This is a genomic window from Vibrio mimicus CAIM 602, assembly GCF_000338875.1.
GTDB classification, from domain to species: Bacteria; Pseudomonadota; Gammaproteobacteria; order Enterobacterales; family Vibrionaceae; genus Vibrio; species Vibrio mimicus.
The window spans coordinates 113,874-130,420 of sequence record NZ_AOMO01000021.1 but is presented as its reverse complement, the minus strand read 5'-3'; the positions used below and the strand labels follow the sequence as shown (position 1 = coordinate 130,420).

General features: G+C 45.3%; 13 protein-coding genes. 7 read left to right on the top strand and 6 right to left on the bottom strand.

Annotated elements, in window-relative coordinates:
* Window positions 1-146: 146 nt before the first annotated feature.
* From prc to D908_RS15095, 3 genes are all read right to left on the bottom strand, one after another.
* Window positions 147-2,144: a carboxy terminal-processing peptidase gene (gene prc / locus D908_RS15085; protein WP_005522988.1), complete on the bottom strand. Its 1,998-nt coding sequence runs from the start codon at window positions 2,142-2,144 to the stop codon at window positions 147-149.
* Window positions 2,145-2,161: 17 nt separating this feature from the next.
* Window positions 2,162-2,785 carry an RNA chaperone ProQ gene (gene proQ / locus D908_RS15090; protein WP_000432044.1) on the bottom strand — a complete coding sequence of 208 codons (624 nt, stop codon included), beginning with the start codon at window positions 2,783-2,785 and terminating at the stop codon, window positions 2,162-2,164.
* A 99-nt stretch (window positions 2,786-2,884) separates the two neighbouring features.
* Complete coding sequence (locus tag D908_RS15095; protein ID WP_005522985.1) at window positions 2,885-3,358, bottom strand: GAF domain-containing protein; 474 nt, start codon at window positions 3,356-3,358, stop codon at window positions 2,885-2,887.
* 83 nt (window positions 3,359-3,441) lie between these two features.
* On the opposite strand from D908_RS15095, the gene D908_RS15100 reads away from it, so the two are divergent.
* The 4 genes from D908_RS15100 to rsmF all read left to right on the top strand — a co-directional run bounded on the left by D908_RS15100 (window position 3,442) and on the right by rsmF (window position 10,709).
* The gene (locus D908_RS15100; protein WP_005522983.1) at window positions 3,442-5,238 is read left to right on the top strand and encodes an ABC transporter ATP-binding protein; all 1,797 of its coding nucleotides are present in this window, start codon (window positions 3,442-3,444) and stop codon (window positions 5,236-5,238) included.
* Window positions 5,239-5,274: 36 nt separating this feature from the next.
* The gene (locus D908_RS15105; RefSeq protein ID WP_005522981.1) at window positions 5,275-6,519 is read left to right on the top strand and encodes a paraquat-inducible protein A; all 1,245 of its coding nucleotides are present in this window, start codon (window positions 5,275-5,277) and stop codon (window positions 6,517-6,519) included.
* A 9-nt stretch (window positions 6,520-6,528) separates the two neighbouring features.
* Window positions 6,529-9,165 carry a PqiB family protein gene (locus D908_RS15110; RefSeq protein WP_005522975.1) on the top strand — a complete coding sequence of 879 codons (2,637 nt, stop codon included), beginning with the start codon at window positions 6,529-6,531 and terminating at the stop codon, window positions 9,163-9,165.
* A 122-nt stretch (window positions 9,166-9,287) separates the two neighbouring features.
* Complete coding sequence (rsmF, locus tag D908_RS15115; protein WP_005522973.1) at window positions 9,288-10,709, top strand: 16S rRNA (cytosine(1407)-C(5))-methyltransferase RsmF; 1,422 nt, start codon at window positions 9,288-9,290, stop codon at window positions 10,707-10,709.
* Between the two features lie 172 nt (window positions 10,710-10,881).
* Here rsmF and D908_RS15120 read toward each other — a convergent pair whose 3' ends face one another.
* Window positions 10,882-11,715, bottom strand: a complete 834-nt coding sequence (locus D908_RS15120; protein ID WP_005522971.1) for a CvfB family protein — start codon at window positions 11,713-11,715, stop codon at window positions 10,882-10,884.
* 101 nt (window positions 11,716-11,816) lie between these two features.
* On the opposite strand from D908_RS15120, the gene D908_RS15125 reads away from it, so the two are divergent.
* Window positions 11,817-13,166: a hypothetical protein gene (locus tag D908_RS15125; protein WP_000633705.1), complete on the top strand. Its 1,350-nt coding sequence runs from the start codon at window positions 11,817-11,819 to the stop codon at window positions 13,164-13,166.
* On the opposite strand, the gene D908_RS15130 is transcribed toward D908_RS15125, so the two are convergent.
* Window positions 13,150-13,635 (bottom strand): PaaI family thioesterase, encoded by a 486-nt coding sequence (locus tag D908_RS15130; RefSeq protein ID WP_000950841.1) that lies wholly within the window; start codon window positions 13,633-13,635, stop codon window positions 13,150-13,152. The genes D908_RS15125 and D908_RS15130 overlap by 17 nt on opposite strands.
* Window positions 13,636-13,921: 286 nt before the next feature.
* Between D908_RS15130 and D908_RS15135 the strand changes: the two genes are divergently transcribed.
* A complete protein-coding gene (locus tag D908_RS15135) occupies window positions 13,922-14,983 on the top strand; it encodes a 3-deoxy-7-phosphoheptulonate synthase (protein WP_001128800.1) in 1,062 nt (353 codons plus the stop codon).
* An 11-nt stretch (window positions 14,984-14,994) separates the two neighbouring features.
* A complete protein-coding gene (locus D908_RS15140; RefSeq protein ID WP_001138888.1) occupies window positions 14,995-15,477 on the top strand; it encodes a YajQ family cyclic di-GMP-binding protein in 483 nt (160 codons plus the stop codon).
* A 116-nt stretch (window positions 15,478-15,593) separates the two neighbouring features.
* Here D908_RS15140 and cobB read toward each other — a convergent pair whose 3' ends face one another.
* Window positions 15,594-16,370 carry a Sir2 family NAD+-dependent deacetylase gene (gene cobB, locus D908_RS15145; protein ID WP_005522968.1) on the bottom strand — a complete coding sequence of 259 codons (777 nt, stop codon included), beginning with the start codon at window positions 16,368-16,370 and terminating at the stop codon, window positions 15,594-15,596.
* Between the last annotated feature and the right edge of the window lie 177 nt (window positions 16,371-16,547).

Below are 16,547 nucleotides of genomic sequence, written 5' to 3'. Positions count from 1 at the left end.
TTCTCCTCGCTTTTTTGTAAGCGTAGGCAGAGAAATTATGAAATGCGAAATTATTTGAATCTCATCACATTATTTTTGGAAGTTAAAAAAGTGTAAAAAAACGGACCATGAGGTCCGTTTATAGTATGCCGTTTGAAATGAATGATTTATCGAGTAATCATATCAAGCATGATGTTTACCGATTCATCTAAATACGCATCTGGCGCTTCATAATCTTTCGGTACATCTTGCAAGTTAGCAAAGGCAGATTTACCTAAGGCTTTTTGACGCTGGTTGATACGAGCTAAGCGTTCTTCATCCGCTTTAGCACTTTCATCTTTACGTACTTTTTCGTTCAGAGATAACCGGTTGTCATCTTTTTCTGCACGATATTTCGCAATATCTTGCTCAATGAAACCAAACTCTAAATCCTTAGCGACACGTTGTTGATGCTTCACATCGAGATTGGCAATGATCGATTTGAAGTTATTCAAACGCTCATATTTCGCTTTATCAATGCTATCCCAAGGTAGTGCGTTGTCTTCAACACTCTCACCTGTCTCAGAAGGTTCTATAGCTGTTGGGTACGCAATGTCGGGTACAACACCTTTATTCTGTGTACTGCCACCATCGATTCGATAGAATTTCTGAATCGTGTATTGCACATAGCCTAGCTCTTTATCAAACAAGTCATAGATATGATTGAGAGAGCGGTGTTGCTGCACCGTGCCTTTACCGAAAGAGTTCTCACCCAGAATAATCGCACGACCATAATCTTGCATCGCTGCTGCAAAAATTTCGGATGCTGACGCACTGTAGCGGTTGATCAATACTGTTAATGGTCCGTTGTAGCTAATGTTTCCGTCAGTATCAGAGTTCACATTAACTCGGCCATAACTGTCACGAACTTGGACTACAGGCCCGCTGGTAATAAACAGACCAGAAAGTGCTGTAGCTTCAGTTAATGCACCGCCGCCGTTGTTACGCAGGTCAACAATAATACCGTCGACTTTCTTCGCTTTTAGCTCAGCAAGTAATTTATCTGTGTCTTGAGCCAAACCAACATAAAAACTCGGCACTTCTAGCACACCGATTTTTTTGCCTGCTTTTTCAATAACTTCAGCTTTTACCGCACGATCTTCTAAACGAATTTTATCACGAACAATAGTGACAACGTGACTTTTTGCGTCTTTACCTTCCGGTAAAATCAACAACTTAACTTTGCTGCCTTTCGGGCCTTTGATGAGCTGCACAACATCATCGAGTCGCCAGCCAATCACATCCACCATTTCTTCGCTGTTTTGGCCAACACCAATAATGCGATCTCCCTCACCCAACTGTTTACTGAGTGCGGCAGGCCCACCGGCGACTAATGAACGGATAATGGTGTAGTCATCGGTCATCTGTAATACCGCGCCAATCCCTTCAAGTGAAAGATTCATTTCAGATTGGAATTGTTCAGCGTTACGCGGTGACAAATAACTGGTGTGCGGATCGACCTGACGGGCAAACGCGTTCATGTACACTTGAAACACATCTTCACTCTTGGTCTGTGTGAGACGTTTCATCGCGTTGTTGTAGCGTTTTTCAAGCGTTTCCTTGATTTCTGGCCACTCTTTACCCGCTAGCTTCAAATTCAGTGCGTCGTATTTTACCCGTTGTCGCCACAGCTCATTGACCTCTTGAATGTCCTTAGGCCAAGGTGATTTAGCACGGTCTAACTCGATCGATTCGTCCGTATCGAACGTCATCTCTTTATCAAGCAGAGAAAGCGCGTACTTAAAGCGTTCGAAACGCTTTTCCATCGACAAGTTATACAAATCGTACGCAATCTGGTTGTTACCCGCTTTTAATTGATCATCCAATTGCAAAGACCAAGCTTTGACCGAATCAATGTCGGCTTGAGTAAAAATGTTGCGGCTGTAATCGAGCATCTCAAGATAGCGTTCAAACATAGCTTGAGAAAACTGATCATCCAGATTGAATTGTTTGTAATGGGAACGGGTAAAACGCGAAGTGACACGTTTCGCTGCCGTTTCGTGTTGAGCTTCAGGGGCAAGAAGAGGTAAATCTTCTGGTTTGAGTTTGGCTTCCAGAGCCTGAGCTGAAGAGGCTGCTAGCCAAAGGCTAGCAGCAATCAGAGATATTTTTGAACGGCATTTCATGCGTAGGAGTATCTCCCTTATGCGCGCAAGTGCTCCGCTTTCACAACCATTTGTAGGCCGTTGGCAAGTTGAACACGCACATCTTCCTTACTGATTTCAACGATGGTTGCAGCCATGTTGCCTTTACCCATATTCACATTAACTTCTTTGCCGACGTTGAGCTCTGTCGCTGTCAATGTGCGAGTTTCTACGGGTTTTTTCTCCGCTTTCGGTGCGTTTTGAGGACGACGAGCTTGAGGCTTTTTCGCCTTTGGCTTGCTCGCTTTCGCTTCTTCACGCACTTTCTTTACTTGTTCTTTACGACGAGCTTCAACACGAGCTTTGCTCTCTGCCAATGCCGCTTGTGCGTGTTCCACATGTTGCTCTTCCAGCTCACCACATGGGTTACCATCAAGATCAACACGAACTGCGCCAGGTTTGACACCATGTAAATAACGCCAAGAAGAGGTGTATTGTCTTAACGCGGCACGAAGCTGAGTTTTACTTACTTTAGAGTCGTCATTCAAACGATCAGCAAGATCCTGAAAAATACCAATTTTCAGAGGCTTTGCTTCACCTTCTAAAGTAAAGCAGTTAGGGAAACATTCAGCAATGTACGCGATTACTTCTTTGCTGTTTTTTAACTTTTCAGTGTTTTCCATGAGGATTCCTGGTTATTGCGGCTGCCCGCCAAACATTGAGTGTAAATATGTGCGGTATTATAAAGACCTGCAACGGAAAAACCACAGGCAAAGGGCAAATTATGCCTTATTAGCCTGTGAATTGAGCAGCTTTTCTACTTCGCTCATCAAATAGGTCAGGCCTTGTTCGTCAATTTCACTGAAACGGCCTATGTTTGGACTGTCAATATCCAACACGCCGGCAATTTTTCCGTTAATCGAGAACGGGATAACGATTTCAGAATTGCTCGCGGCATCACAAGCGATGTGTCCTCCGAATTGATGGACATCATACACACGTTGAACACGGTTTTCGGAAACTGCGGTACCACAAACTCCCCTGCCTACCGGAATACGAACACACGCTGGTTTACCTTGGAACGGGCCAAGCACCAACTCATCATCCTGCATCAGATAGAACCCTACCCAGTTAAGCTCTGTAAGTTCCATATTCAGTAAGGCACTCAAGTTAGAAAGATTCGCCACTAGGTTGCTTTCACCTTCTAATAAAGCCACAGCTTGCTTGGCTAAGCGTTGGTACTGCTCTAAATTCATAATAACTTCCATTTGAAAAATAAAGACTTCACGTTCTGAACTACGTACTATATAAATCAATAATAGGATGCATTCTCATTAATATGACGTACTTCAACGACACTATTAGCCGCTCTTGGCTGATAACTCAAGTAAAAAAACATCGCACTAAACTTCTGTTTGCTAACCTAGTTGCAGTGCTAGCAACACTGATTAGTGTGCCAATTCCCCTATTAATGCCTTTAATGGTCGATGAAGTATTGCTTAATCAGCCTGCTAAAGGGATTGATGTGATGAATCATTTCCTCCCACAAGGCTGGCAAACCGCAACAGGCTACATCATGCTGACCCTATTGATGGTTGTGCTGATGCGAATTGCCAGCCAATTGCTGAATATTTTGCAAAATCGTCAATTCACTTTGGTGTCTAAAACGATCACTTACGAGATGCGTCGTAAGATGATTGAGAAGTTAGGCCGGATCAGTATTCGTCAGTATGAAACACGTGGTAGCGGCGGCATCAATGCACATCTCATCACGGATATTGAAACGATTGATCAATTCATCGGTTCAACGCTCAGCAAATTTCTAATTTCTCTACTTACCGTATTTGGTACAGCCATCGTTCTACTCTGGTTAGAGTGGCGATTAGGATTGTTCATTCTTTTGGTTAACCCGATTGTCATCTACTTTTCCCGAATGCTAGGTGGTCAGGTCAAGCATCTTAAGAAACGAGAGAACCAAGCCTTTGAGCGTTTTCAAAATCGCTTGGTGGAAACTTTAGACGGTATCTATCAGCTCCGAGCGGCGAATAAAGAGCGTGAGTTTTTAAACCGACTTATCGCCGATGCGGATGCCGTTCGTGAGAATGCTGATAAGTACGCTTGGCAATCTGAGGCTGCTGGTCGCCTTTCCTTCTTACTTTTTTTGCTTGGCTTTGAGTTGTTCCGTGCTGTTGCGATGTTAATGGTAGTGTTCAGTGATCTCACTATTGGCCAGATCTTTGCTGTGTTTGGTTACTTGTGGTTTATGCTAAGCCCAGTCCAAGAGCTGCTTGGTATTCAGTTTTCTTGGTACGCTGCAAAAGCTGCTTTAACTAGAATCAATGGTTTGTTGGATTTAGAAGAAGAGTTCCGCCCTGTTAGTAAGGTGAATCCGTTTACAAAACCTGGTGAAGTTGAGATTGAGATAGAAAACCTCAATTTCTCATATGATGGTGAAACACCGGTACTGAACAATTTGTCTTTAAGCATCCCAGCAGGTAAAAAAGTGGCCTTGGTGGGTGCCAGTGGCGGCGGTAAGTCAACTTTGATCCAGTTGTTGATTGGCGTTTATCGTGCGCAAAGCGGTGCGATTCGATTTAATGGGCAAAACTGTGACGATATCAGTTTTGATGTGATACGCGATCAAATTGCCGTTGTTTTACAACAACCTATACTGTTTAATGACACTTTGCGGCATAATCTAACGCTCGGTGGCCATTTCAGCGATGAAGCCTTGTGGCAAGCTTTAGAGATCGCGCAGTTGCAAGATGTGATCTCTAAGTTAGATCATGGACTGGAAAGCCAAATTGGCCGTAATGGCATTCGTTTGTCTGGCGGTCAAAGGCAGAGATTAGCGATCGCACGCATGGTGCTCAGTAATCCGAAATTTGTGATTTTGGATGAAGCTACCTCAGCACTTGATACCGCAACTGAAGCTGCCTTGCACCGTGCGTTATCGCAATTTTTGCATGGTAGAACGACTTTGATTGTTGCCCACCGCCTCTCAGCGGTGAAACAAGCGGACTTAATTTATGTATTGGAAGATGGACATGTCAGCCAATCTGGCACGCACAACGAGTTGCTGGAACAAGAAGGCCTCTACCAAACTCTGTATGGGAGTGTCCAATCACATCATTGAGTGTGACAATGTCACTATTGGTGGTGTCTTTTGACAATGATACCGCCATCTTCTCTACACCAGCATTCTGTGCCACCAAACCATGTGCGCTTGTGTCCGGGTTGCGAATTGCCTGTTGATACGGTGACAGTTAGTCAAGGCCACAGTGCATACTGCCCTCGTTGTGGAACTCAGCTCTATCGCGGGGGTACACCTTCTTTATCTGGGAACTTGGCACTTGCCGTTACTTGCCTGTTGCTGTTTATTCCTTCGCACTTTTTTAGCTACATCAATATTCGCTTATTTGGGGTGATGATCCCTGCCACTTTGCCGCAAGGGGTTTTCGCACTGTGGAATGAAGGGTATTGGGCATTAGCCCTACTCGTATTGTTTTGTAGCTCTATTGCCCCACTTATCTTGTGTGTGAGTGTGGTGAATGCCCATCTCGCTTTGCGTTTTCGTCATTTTCGATTGCTGCGTTATTCGCTATCACTTATTCACCATCTCAAGGTGTGGGTGATGCTGGATGTGTTTCTGGTGAGCGTTGCAGTCTCTTGTTTCAAACTCAAAGACTACTCGGACATCTTTATTGGTCCGGGGTTATGGGGTTTAGTGCTTTTGCAATTATTCACTGTCCTTTTACTTAGTCGAATTAGCACGCGTCGTTATTGGGAAACTTGGCAAAAGGAAACGGATTACGATTTACCGCAAAAACAGGTTCATTGCCATAATTGTCATCTTTCTCAACCAGAGAGCGGACACTGTGTGCGTTGCCAGCATCAGCTTCACCACAGAAAGCCCAATTCTATCGAGCGTACATGGGCTTATGTATTGGCGGCAACCGTTGCCATTTTTCCTGCTAACCTTATCCCGATCTCAATTTTGATCACCAATGGACAACGTTTAGAGGATACGATTTTCTCAGGCGTTGCTTCGTTAGTGAAAAATGGCATGTGGGGAATCGCGCTGATTATTTTCGTCGCCAGTATTGTGGTACCGGTGATCAAGATTGTTGGCCTCGCCTACTTGTTACTGGCGATAAAGTTTAAGCATAAAGTACATCAACGTCAGCGAATGATGATTTATCGGGGCATCAAATGGATTGGCAAATGGTCAGTCATGGACCTATTTGTTATCTCCATAATGCTCACTTTGGTCGACCGAGGTCAGATCCTCGACTTTACCCCCGGATATGGGGCTGTGGCTTTTGGTATGGTTGTGGTTCTCACCATGTTGGCAGCGGAAAGCTTAGATCCGCGCCTGTTGTGGGATGAACCCAACTCTACTCGTACTCAACAATAGGTTGTTTGAATGAGTCAAGAAAATACAACGCAAACCTCGTATACACCGGAAGTTCGCAAGCATAGAGGCATCTCTCCGCTGTGGATTTTACCGATCGTGACTATGGTTTTGGCTGGCTGGTTAGTGTTTAAAGCCGTACATGATGCCGGTGTGCGTATTCAAATCCATTTTGAAAATGCACAAGGGTTAATTGCAGGACGTACTACGATTCGCTACCAAGGCTTAGAAGTGGGTATGGTGCGTGACATTAAACTGTCTGAGGGTCTTGACAGTATTTATGTTGAAGCGGATATCTATCCTGAAGCCACTAAATTATTGTCCACCCAAACTCGATTCTGGATGGTAAAACCAACGGCCAGTTTGTCAGGAGTTTCCGGTTTGGATGCTTTGGTATCAGGTAACTATATCGCTATTCAGCCGGGAACTCTTCACCAAGATGATTATCCGACCGAATACAATGCACTAGAATCTGCGCCTTCCGATCCATTGTCGCAGCGAGGCTTGACCATTTCACTAAAAGCGAGTGATTTGGGCGGCATTTCTGTTGGTTCACAAATCGTTTATAAAAAAATCCCGATCGGTGAAGTGTTTAACTATCAGTTGGATGAGGATGCACAATCTGTAACCGTTCAAGCTTCCATCAAAGAGGAATATCGTCACATCATCAACACCGAAAGCCGTTTTTGGAACGTTAGTGGTATTGGTGCCAGCATTGGTTTTGAAGGGGTCGATGTCCGTTTAGAAAGTTTGAGCGCTCTGATTGGTGGCTCGATAGCGGTTGATTCTCCAGATGAAGGTAAACCCGTCGAGCAAAACGCACAGTTCCGCCTGTATCGAGATTTGAAAACCGCGGGACGCGGGATTGCTGTATCAATCATCCTACCGGATGACAACAACATCTCTGCTCCTGCGCCTATCATGTACCGAGGAATCGAGATTGGCCAAATCACCGATTTGCAATTGACCGAAAATCGCAAAGGCATCGAAGCTTCTGCGGCAATCGAACCAGCATTCAGTGACATGCTCAATAGCGGTAGCCAATTTGTGCTGGAAGAGGCACAAGTCTCCTTAGCTGGGGTAGAAAACCTCGCTAACTTTGTTAAAGGCAATTATCTCTCTTTAATTCCCGGTGAAGGCGAGCGTACACGTAACTTTAAAGCGCTACGCAAGAACGAATTTAAATATGCAAGCTCCAACAGCATTAGCTTTAAATTGGTGGCAGATAACTCTTTCGGGTTGGATGTTGGTACGCCAATTCTGTACCGTGGGGTTGCGGTCGGCAGCGTCACAGCGGTGAATTTGAAGTTCGATTATGTAGAGTTGAATGTACTGATTGACGAGCAATATGGCGCATTGATCCGCTCGCAAAACCGCTTTTATATTACAGGCAGTGCTTCTGCTGAGCTCACTGAATCTGGCCTTTCTGTATCCATTCCACCAGCCAAACAACTTTTGCTCGGCTCAATCAGCTTTGCTAGTGAAGGTAGTAGCACACCACTTGAGCAATATCGCCTCTACCCTAGCCAGTCCTTAGCGGAACTCGCGAAATACAATCAATCGGGTTCTCGCTCACTCACGCTATTTGCGAATGAGCTACCTTCGATTAATGCTGGCTCTCCCCTTTTATATCGCAACTTAAAAGTGGGCAGCATTTCGGGTTTTACACTTACTCCAAAAGGTGTGCAGATTGAAGCGACAATCGAAAAGCAATATCAGCATTTATTAACCCCAGATACGGTTTTCTGGAACCGCTCTGGTGTAGAAATCAAAGCCTCCATGGATGGTGTAGACGTAAAAGCTGCGCCATTGCAGACTCTGATTCGCGGCGGTATCGCGTTTGATAATCTTCCGGGTATTGAGAACAAAATCGGATCGATGTGGAAGCTTTATAACGACTACGATCATGCTCGTCGTTATGGCGAAAAGATCACCCTGACCGCCTTAGGAACATTGGGTGTGAAAGTGGGGACACCAGTGCAGTATCAAGGTGTGCCTATTGGTGAGATCTTCGAAGTGATTCCTGATTTCGAGTCCGATTTTGTCAAACTCTCCGCACGTATTGAGCCTCAATACGCGTCAAAAATTGCCAAGCAAAATACGCAATTCTGGCTCTCGCAAGCCAAAATCGGCTTAAGTGGTATTGAGAATGTGCAGAATCTGTTGGGCCATAGCATCGAAGTTCAACCGGGAACGGGAGAAAGCCGTTTTGAGTTTGAATTGCATAAAGAAGCGCGTCATGGTGGTGCAGGAAAAACGTACACATTACAGAGTGAAACCCGCGGTTCAGTCAGTGTCGGTACCCCAGTTCTGTATCGTGATATTGAGGTTGGCAAAGTGATTGATGTACGTTTGGGTGAGTTTGCCGATCGCGTTATTACTACGATCCGTATTGCCCCGCAGTACACCTATTTGCTCCGTGAAAATAGCGTGTTTTGGAATGTTTCTGGGTTAGATATGTCGATTGGTATTACGGGTGCAAATGTCAAAGCAGGCACTTTTGAGAGTATGCTGCGCGGCGGCATTACTTTCTCAACTCCCGAGCAAAAGCATCTGCCACCAGCAGCACCAGAAGGACATACCTTCTACCTCTACTCTCAAGCTCAGGAAGATTGGACTAAATGGCGTACGCCAATTCCCAAGCCTTAACGAGAAAAATGTCACGTGAAGAAAAGCAGCCTTAGGCTGCTTTTCTACTTTAGCGGCTAGCCTTTATGTCATGGAGCTATCTGGTTATAATCGCCGACCTTATTCATCAACGGAACTTGCCTGTGCATCCGAACATTTCTCTTCCCGAAGATTTCATCACTTCGATGGCGAAAATACTGCCCGATTCTACCCAGCTTGCGGATTTTATTGCTGCCTGCCAAAGGCCTCTGCGAAAAAGCATTCGGGTTAATACGCTCAAAATTTCTGTAGCGGATTTTTGCCTACGTGCAGCTGAGAAAAATTGGCAGCTATCGCCAGTGCCTTGGTGTGAGAATGGTTTTTGGATTGAAGCAGATGAAAGCCAAGTTCCACTGGGTAATACTGCAGAGCATATGGCTGGGCTGTTTTACATCCAAGAAGCCAGCTCAATGATGCCTGTATCTGCCCTATTTATGGATCATGCACAGTATGATTCTGTGCTTGATATGGCAGCTGCGCCGGGTTCTAAAACTACGCAAATGGCCGCGTTGATGGACAATCAAGGAGTGCTGGTTGCTAACGAATTCTCCGCGAGCCGCGTGAAAGTGCTACACGCCAATATTGAACGTTGTGGCATTCGTAACACCGCCTTAACCAATTTTGATGGTTGTGTATTCGGAGGCTGGCTTCCCGAACGTTTTGATGCTGTGTTGATTGACGCGCCCTGCTCAGGTGAAGGAACCATTCGTAAAGATCCTGATGCAATGAAAAACTGGAGTATGGATGCCATCCACAGTATTGCGTCTACACAAAAAGCCTTGATTGAAAGCGCGTTTCAGGCTTTGAAAGTCGGCGGAACCCTCGTCTATTCGACTTGCACACTGAGCCGTGAGGAAAATCAGGAAGTGTGTTGGCACTTAAAACAGAGTTATGGGGAGGCAGTGAGCTTTGAATCACTGGACAACTTATTTGAACAGGCTTCACTTGCGCTGACCGAAGAAGGTTTTCTGCATATTTTCCCGCAAATGTACGACTGTGAAGGCTTCTTTGTGGCCAAAATTCGCAAATTGGCTTCAGTGCCCGTTCCAGAAGTGAATAAACGTCTGGGGAAATTTCCTTTTAACAAAGCAAGTCAAAAGCAGCAATCAGAAATTGCTCAGCAACTCAATAAGTCTCTTGGCGTAGAGCTTCCATCGGACTCACAAGTTTGGCTGCGTGATAATGATGTATGGTTATTCCCCCAAGCATTAGAGCCATTGTTGGGTGAGCTGCGTTTTTCCCGTATGGGAATAAAAATTGCTGAAGCACATAAATCTGGATATCGCTGGCAGCATCAAGTTGCAACCTGTCTGGCTTCCGAAAGTATCGATCACAGTGTGGAGTTGGATACTGCTCAAGCACGAGAATGGTTCATGGGTAGAGATGTCAGACCAGAGGGAAAAAGTGGTCAAGGTGAAGTGATCGTTCGTTACGCTAACGATGTGATTGGGTTAGGAAAATGGGTTGGAAATCGGGTGAAGAATGGACTGCCAAGAGAGCTTGTAAGAGACAAAAATTTATTCTGATAGAGTGAACTATAGGATGAAATTCTAAAAGCCTGTCGCTAATTTCAGTATCTGTACTAGTCTTAGGATAAAGCAACTTCCTATATTTTCGATTAGCGCAGGCTCTTTGGAGCCATTCCCCTAGGCCCTAAAACCTTACGTTTTGGGCCTTTTTTTCGGGGGTAAAATCGGTTTAAGCTAAACGAATACCGTCATTTTCAATCACAATTTTGCCTTGCTTATACAGACTGCCGATGGTCTTTTTAAAAGTACCTTTGCTCGTACGGAAAGTGGCAAAAATGGCTTCAGGCGTCGATTTATCGCTCAATGGCAGGAAACCACCTTTCTTTTCTAAGGTTTCTAAGATCTTAGAGCTCAGATCATCCATTTTTTCCATACCAATTTTTTGCAGTGACAGATCGATCTTGCCGTCTTCACGCACGCTCTTGATATAGCCCTTAAGTTTCTTACCGATGAACAATTTGCCAAATACATCTGAAGAGAAAATCATTCCCCAATGGGTGCCGTTAACAATTGCTTTGAAACCCAACTCGGAACGTTCTGCAATCAGCAGATCGACTTGCTGGTTTGGCGTGTATTTCGCGGGTGTCTTATCAAGTAACTTGTTGAACTTGGTCGTACCGACGATCCGGCCAGAGGCTTTATCGGTATAGACATAAACCAATACCGTTTGGCCTGCGACAAAACGGGCACGCTGTTCACTATACGGGATCAGAAGATCTTTGCCTTTGATTCCCCAGCTAGCAAATGCGCCAGTGCTGTTAACCCCTTCGATCTTCATTAAGCCCCACTCGCCCACTTGAGCGATTGGAGTTTCAGTCGTGGCTGCGAGTTGGTTCTCAGAATCGAAATAGAGGAAAACGTCGATAAACTGCCCGATTTCAGTACCTTCTGGCACGAAACGCTTAGGCAGCAAGGTAGTACCGTATTCCCCTGCATCCAAAAAAACACCAAATTCGGCGAATTTCACCACTTCTAAACTATTAATTTGACCAATGTTAATCATATAAAACTGTCTCACAGCAAATTTGCAGAGATTATACGTTATCTCTGTTATGCTTTCTCGCATTCGAGCAATAAATCCGGCAATTTTTACAGGAGTTTTCGTTGATCACCGTAGAGCAGCAAGATGCGGCAACCTTGACGATTGTCAGTCAGATGACGGGCAGCAAAAAGCTCGACCTTAACTTTTATCTTTTTATCCCCGGTGAATTGGATATCTCACCAGAAGTGATCTCTGAGTCTGAGTTTTTCTATAGCTCTATTCACCAGCAGCGCGCCTACTACAGTGACCAGATTCTCCTGCCGCTGGTACACAGCCGCCTTGCTCAACGTGGTCATCTTTCTACAACGCAATACCGAGTGAGTTTGAGTTTGTTTGCTTACCAGTATGTGATTGCGCTGGATAAAGCGGTTTCCCAACTCAATAACACCAGTGATACGGTGACGGCGGAAGAAGTGGATAGCGTCATTGAGTTATCATTGGATATTCTGCGACGTTTGCGTCGTAGTATTCCTTATGAAGAGCAGCTTAAGCGCTATTACGCCAACATTGATAACTACCTCTCTTGGTATACCGAGCAGAGTTTCTTATCCATGATTGCGCACATGACGCGTGATAATGAATACAAGACGAATAAAGAGCGTTTGATTACGCTGGTGGAGAAAGAGCAAGCGCACCGTGCACTCAACCAATACAACTCCGATAAAGCGAATCAAGACATTACGCGCCTGAGTAATAAAATGCGCCTGCTTCGTCGTTTGATTGAGCACCCAGTTATCCTGAATGAAAAAATAGTGTCGCTAGGCAACAACACTAAACGAGCAGTAAAAGGCCTAGCGACCGGTTTGGTGATGGTCGCGGTGACTATTACTGCTATTTCAGCGCGCGATTACTGGGGAGAGATTACCGCCTCGTTCATCATTGCGATGTCTTTTATCTATGCCCTACGGGAAATCTTTAAAGATGATCTCCGTGATATGTTGTGGCGCTGGATCCGTAAAGGTAGACCTAAATGGCGTCGTCACTATTTCGACCCTACTACAGGCAAACAAGTCGGCGATAAAGAAGAATGGCTGGATTACAAAAAGCTGAGTGATCTGCCTGATCGCATTCAAGCGATTCGTAAAAAGCGTATTGTGCAACGTGAAGAGCAGATTCTGCATTATCGCTCCCATACTGAAATGTCGACGTCTCGCTTTATGAGTGGTTACGAGGAGACTCGTGAAACCTTGATGATTGACTTGCGTTCGATCATGCGTCAGATGGACAAGGGCTCAAACCATATTTATCAGCTCAACAATGGTCAAGTGAGCCGTGAATCAGTGGAAAAACGCCATTTGCTGAACCTGATCGTGAAAGAAAACCACCATAAAGGCGAACCGACTTACTATCGTTGGAAAATCGTGCTTAACCGAAGCCGAATTGTGGATATTGAATCTATTCCGCTGACTTAACGGCTTTCAGAGAAAGGGTTAACCAAAACTCAGCCATTGGCTCATCACCATGCAGTGTTGGGCAGGTCGCAATAATATGCACCTCTTGGTTAACCCGCTCACCTGTGCGAGATGTCTCATCCAACATTTGGTCAATCTTCTCGCCTTCCACACAATGAAAATGCACCGCCGCTTCTGGGCGTTTATGAAATTCGCCTCTCACGGCTTTGAAAGCCAATGAAACCTTACTGCCTCTTTGTTTGGCTTTGTGCATCGCCATGTAACCACCTGCGACATCAGCGCCTACTGCCAGCACACCAAAATACATACTGTTAAGATGATTCTTATTGCGTCTTTTCAGCGGAATGCGTACTTCCACCGCGTGATCACTGAGTGCAAGAATTTTCGGGCGACATGCCCAAATTAAAGGCACTTTAAAAAAGCCGAACAGATTAAGATAAAGATTGGCTTTCGCTAAAGGTGACAGCATAAAAACTCCGCATGAGTAAGTTGTCCGACCACTTCAATCGATCACTGAATAAATGTCAAATAATTGTTAATAAAGTGCTTGTTGGTCGCGATTTTCCTAGGTTGATAGTCTGTGCGAAAGGCAACTATCTGTTGATGCATGCGGTGTGGATGGGGAAATTCTCACCAAATACGGTTTTAACGGCACGATTTACACTCGATTCCCAATCTGTTTTCGTCGCAATGGTTTATTCTCGTTGACAAATTCGTTATCTTTAGCGCTTCGCAACAAAAGGACAGGCGCTCCTATGCCACTGAAAACCGATGAATTAAGAACCCAAGCATTGGGACCTATGCCTACTCCGGCAGAACTTAGTCACGCACACCCAATTACTGATGAAGTCGCGCTAAGGATTGCGCAGTCTCGTCGTCAAATCGAAAGCATTCTCACCGGTGCAGATGATCGCCTTTTGGTGATTGTTGGACCTTGTTCGGTACACGATACCGATGCCGCACTGGATTACGGTCGCCGCCTCGCGGCATTGCAAGAAAACTACAAAGATGAACTCTTTGTCGTAATGCGTACCTATTTCGAAAAACCACGCACGGTTGTGGGTTGGAAAGGTTTGATCACTGACCCGAATCTCGATGGCTCCTACGCTTTAGAAACGGGCTTAAACAAAGCGCGTCAACTACTGCTCGACATTAACAAGCTAGGCTTGGCAACGGCGACTGAATTTCTCGATATGATTACCGGTCAATATATCGCTGACCTAATCACGTGGGGCGCTATTGGTGCGCGCACCACTGAGTCGCAAATTCACCGTGAGATGGCTTCTGCTCTCTCCTGCCCGGTTGGATTCAAAAACGGCACTAACGGTAATGTGAAAATCGCGATTGATGCGATTCGTGCAGCAAAAGCGTCACACTACTTCTATTCGCCAGATAAGAATGGCCGTATGACGGTTTACCGCACCAGTGGTAACCCATTTGGTCACATCATTCTTCGTGGTGGTGATACAGGGCCTAACTTTGATGCCGCTTCGATTGATGAAGCTTGTCAGCAATTGGCTCAATTCAACCTTCCAGAACGTTTGGTGGTGGATTTCAGCCACGCTAACTGCCAAAAGCAGCACCGTAAACAAGTGGATGTGGCGCGCGATATTTGCCAACAGATCGAAGCTGGAAGCCACAAAATTGCTGGCATCATGGCGGAAAGCTTCCTTGTGGAAGGCAACCAGCCAATGCACGATCTCAATAACCTGACTTATGGACTTTCGATCACGGATCCTTGTTTAGGATGGGATGATACAGCCGCAATGCTCGACATGTTGGCGCAATCGATCAAAGTCCGTCGCTCTCGTAATTAAGGGAATACCTCATGCCTTCTTTTGATATTGTTTCAGAAATTGATGCTGTTGAACTGCGTAACGCGGTAGAAAACTCAACTCGTGAACTTGCCAGCCGATTTGATTTTCGTAACGTCGATGCCAGTTTTGAGCTGAAAGAAGAGACAGTAAAGTTGTCTGCAGAAGATGATTTTCAGCTTGGTCAGATGATGGACATTTTGCGCGGTAATCTCGCAAAACGTGGTGTAGATGCCCGTGCAATGAAAGCAAAAGATTCTGTCCATATCGGTAAGCACTGGCACAAAGATGCAGAATTCAAGCAAGGTCTGGAAGCTCTGCTCGCGAAGAAGATCGTTAAATTGATCAAAGATGCCAAAATCAAAGTTCAAGCTTCTATCCAAGGCGACAAAGTTCGCGTGACGGGTAAAAAGCGTGATGATTTGCAAGAAGTGATGGCGATGTTGCGTGAAGCGAATCTTGAACAGCCACTGCAATACAACAACTTCCGCGATTAATCATTTCGTTGGATAGACTCCTTGAGTGGGTATGCCCCGCACTAGAGGATGCTGTATCACAAAAACGCCCCATTTATCGGGGCGTTTTTTTATCCGCTTATTCTTATCAGCATTAACTAAGCGTGTTTGTATTGTTTACCTGCTGAGCTATTCGCTGCTGAACTATGCATCGCACGTTTTTGTGCAGCCAGAATTTCTTCAACTAACCTTGGAACTTCAATACTGGCTTTACCGTAGCGTTTCTCTGCAAACTCACTTTCGACTGCGCTTGGTTCCAAGTTAATTTCTATCGTGTGTGCTCCATGCATACGTGCGTCATGCACAAAACCGGCCGCAGGATAAACAACCCCTGATGTACCGATAGAGACAAACAGATCTGCTTCTTCAAGCGCGGCATAAATATCCCCCATGCGCAGCGGCATTTCACCAAACCAAACAATGTGTGGGCGCATTTGTGCAGGCATTTGGCAGCAGTGGCATAAATCGCCGTTACGGATATCCTCTTTTTGCTCAACCGTTTGATTGGATTCAGGACAGCGTGCTTTCAGCAACTCACCATGCATGTGAATAATGTTCTGGCTGCCGCCACGTTCGTGCAGGTTATCAATGTTCTGGGTAATCACAGTCACACTACCCTGCAATTCTTTTTCCAGTTTACCGAGGGCAAGATGTGCCGGGTTCGGCTCAATCGCATCAGAGAGCAATTTACGGCGGCGTTGGTTATAAAACTCCAACACCATATCTGGATCGCGCTGAAACCCTTCTGGTGTTGCCACATCTTCAATACGATGATTTTCCCACAGCCCATCCTGAGCGCGGAAAGTTTGAATACCAGACTCAGCAGAGATCCCTGCTCCAGTCAGTATCACAATATTTCGATACGGTAAGCTCATAACCCATTCCTTTTCTCGGCTTTTGTTTAAGCTTAACACCGAAGCGTTATCAACCCTAGAAAACGAAGATTAGACCATGGTAGTAACAAGGCTATTGATTAGAAGAACGAGAGAGTAGTTGAAGAATGAGTCAGAGAGGAATTGAGGGCTTCCCCACTGAGAAGCCCATGAAAATCT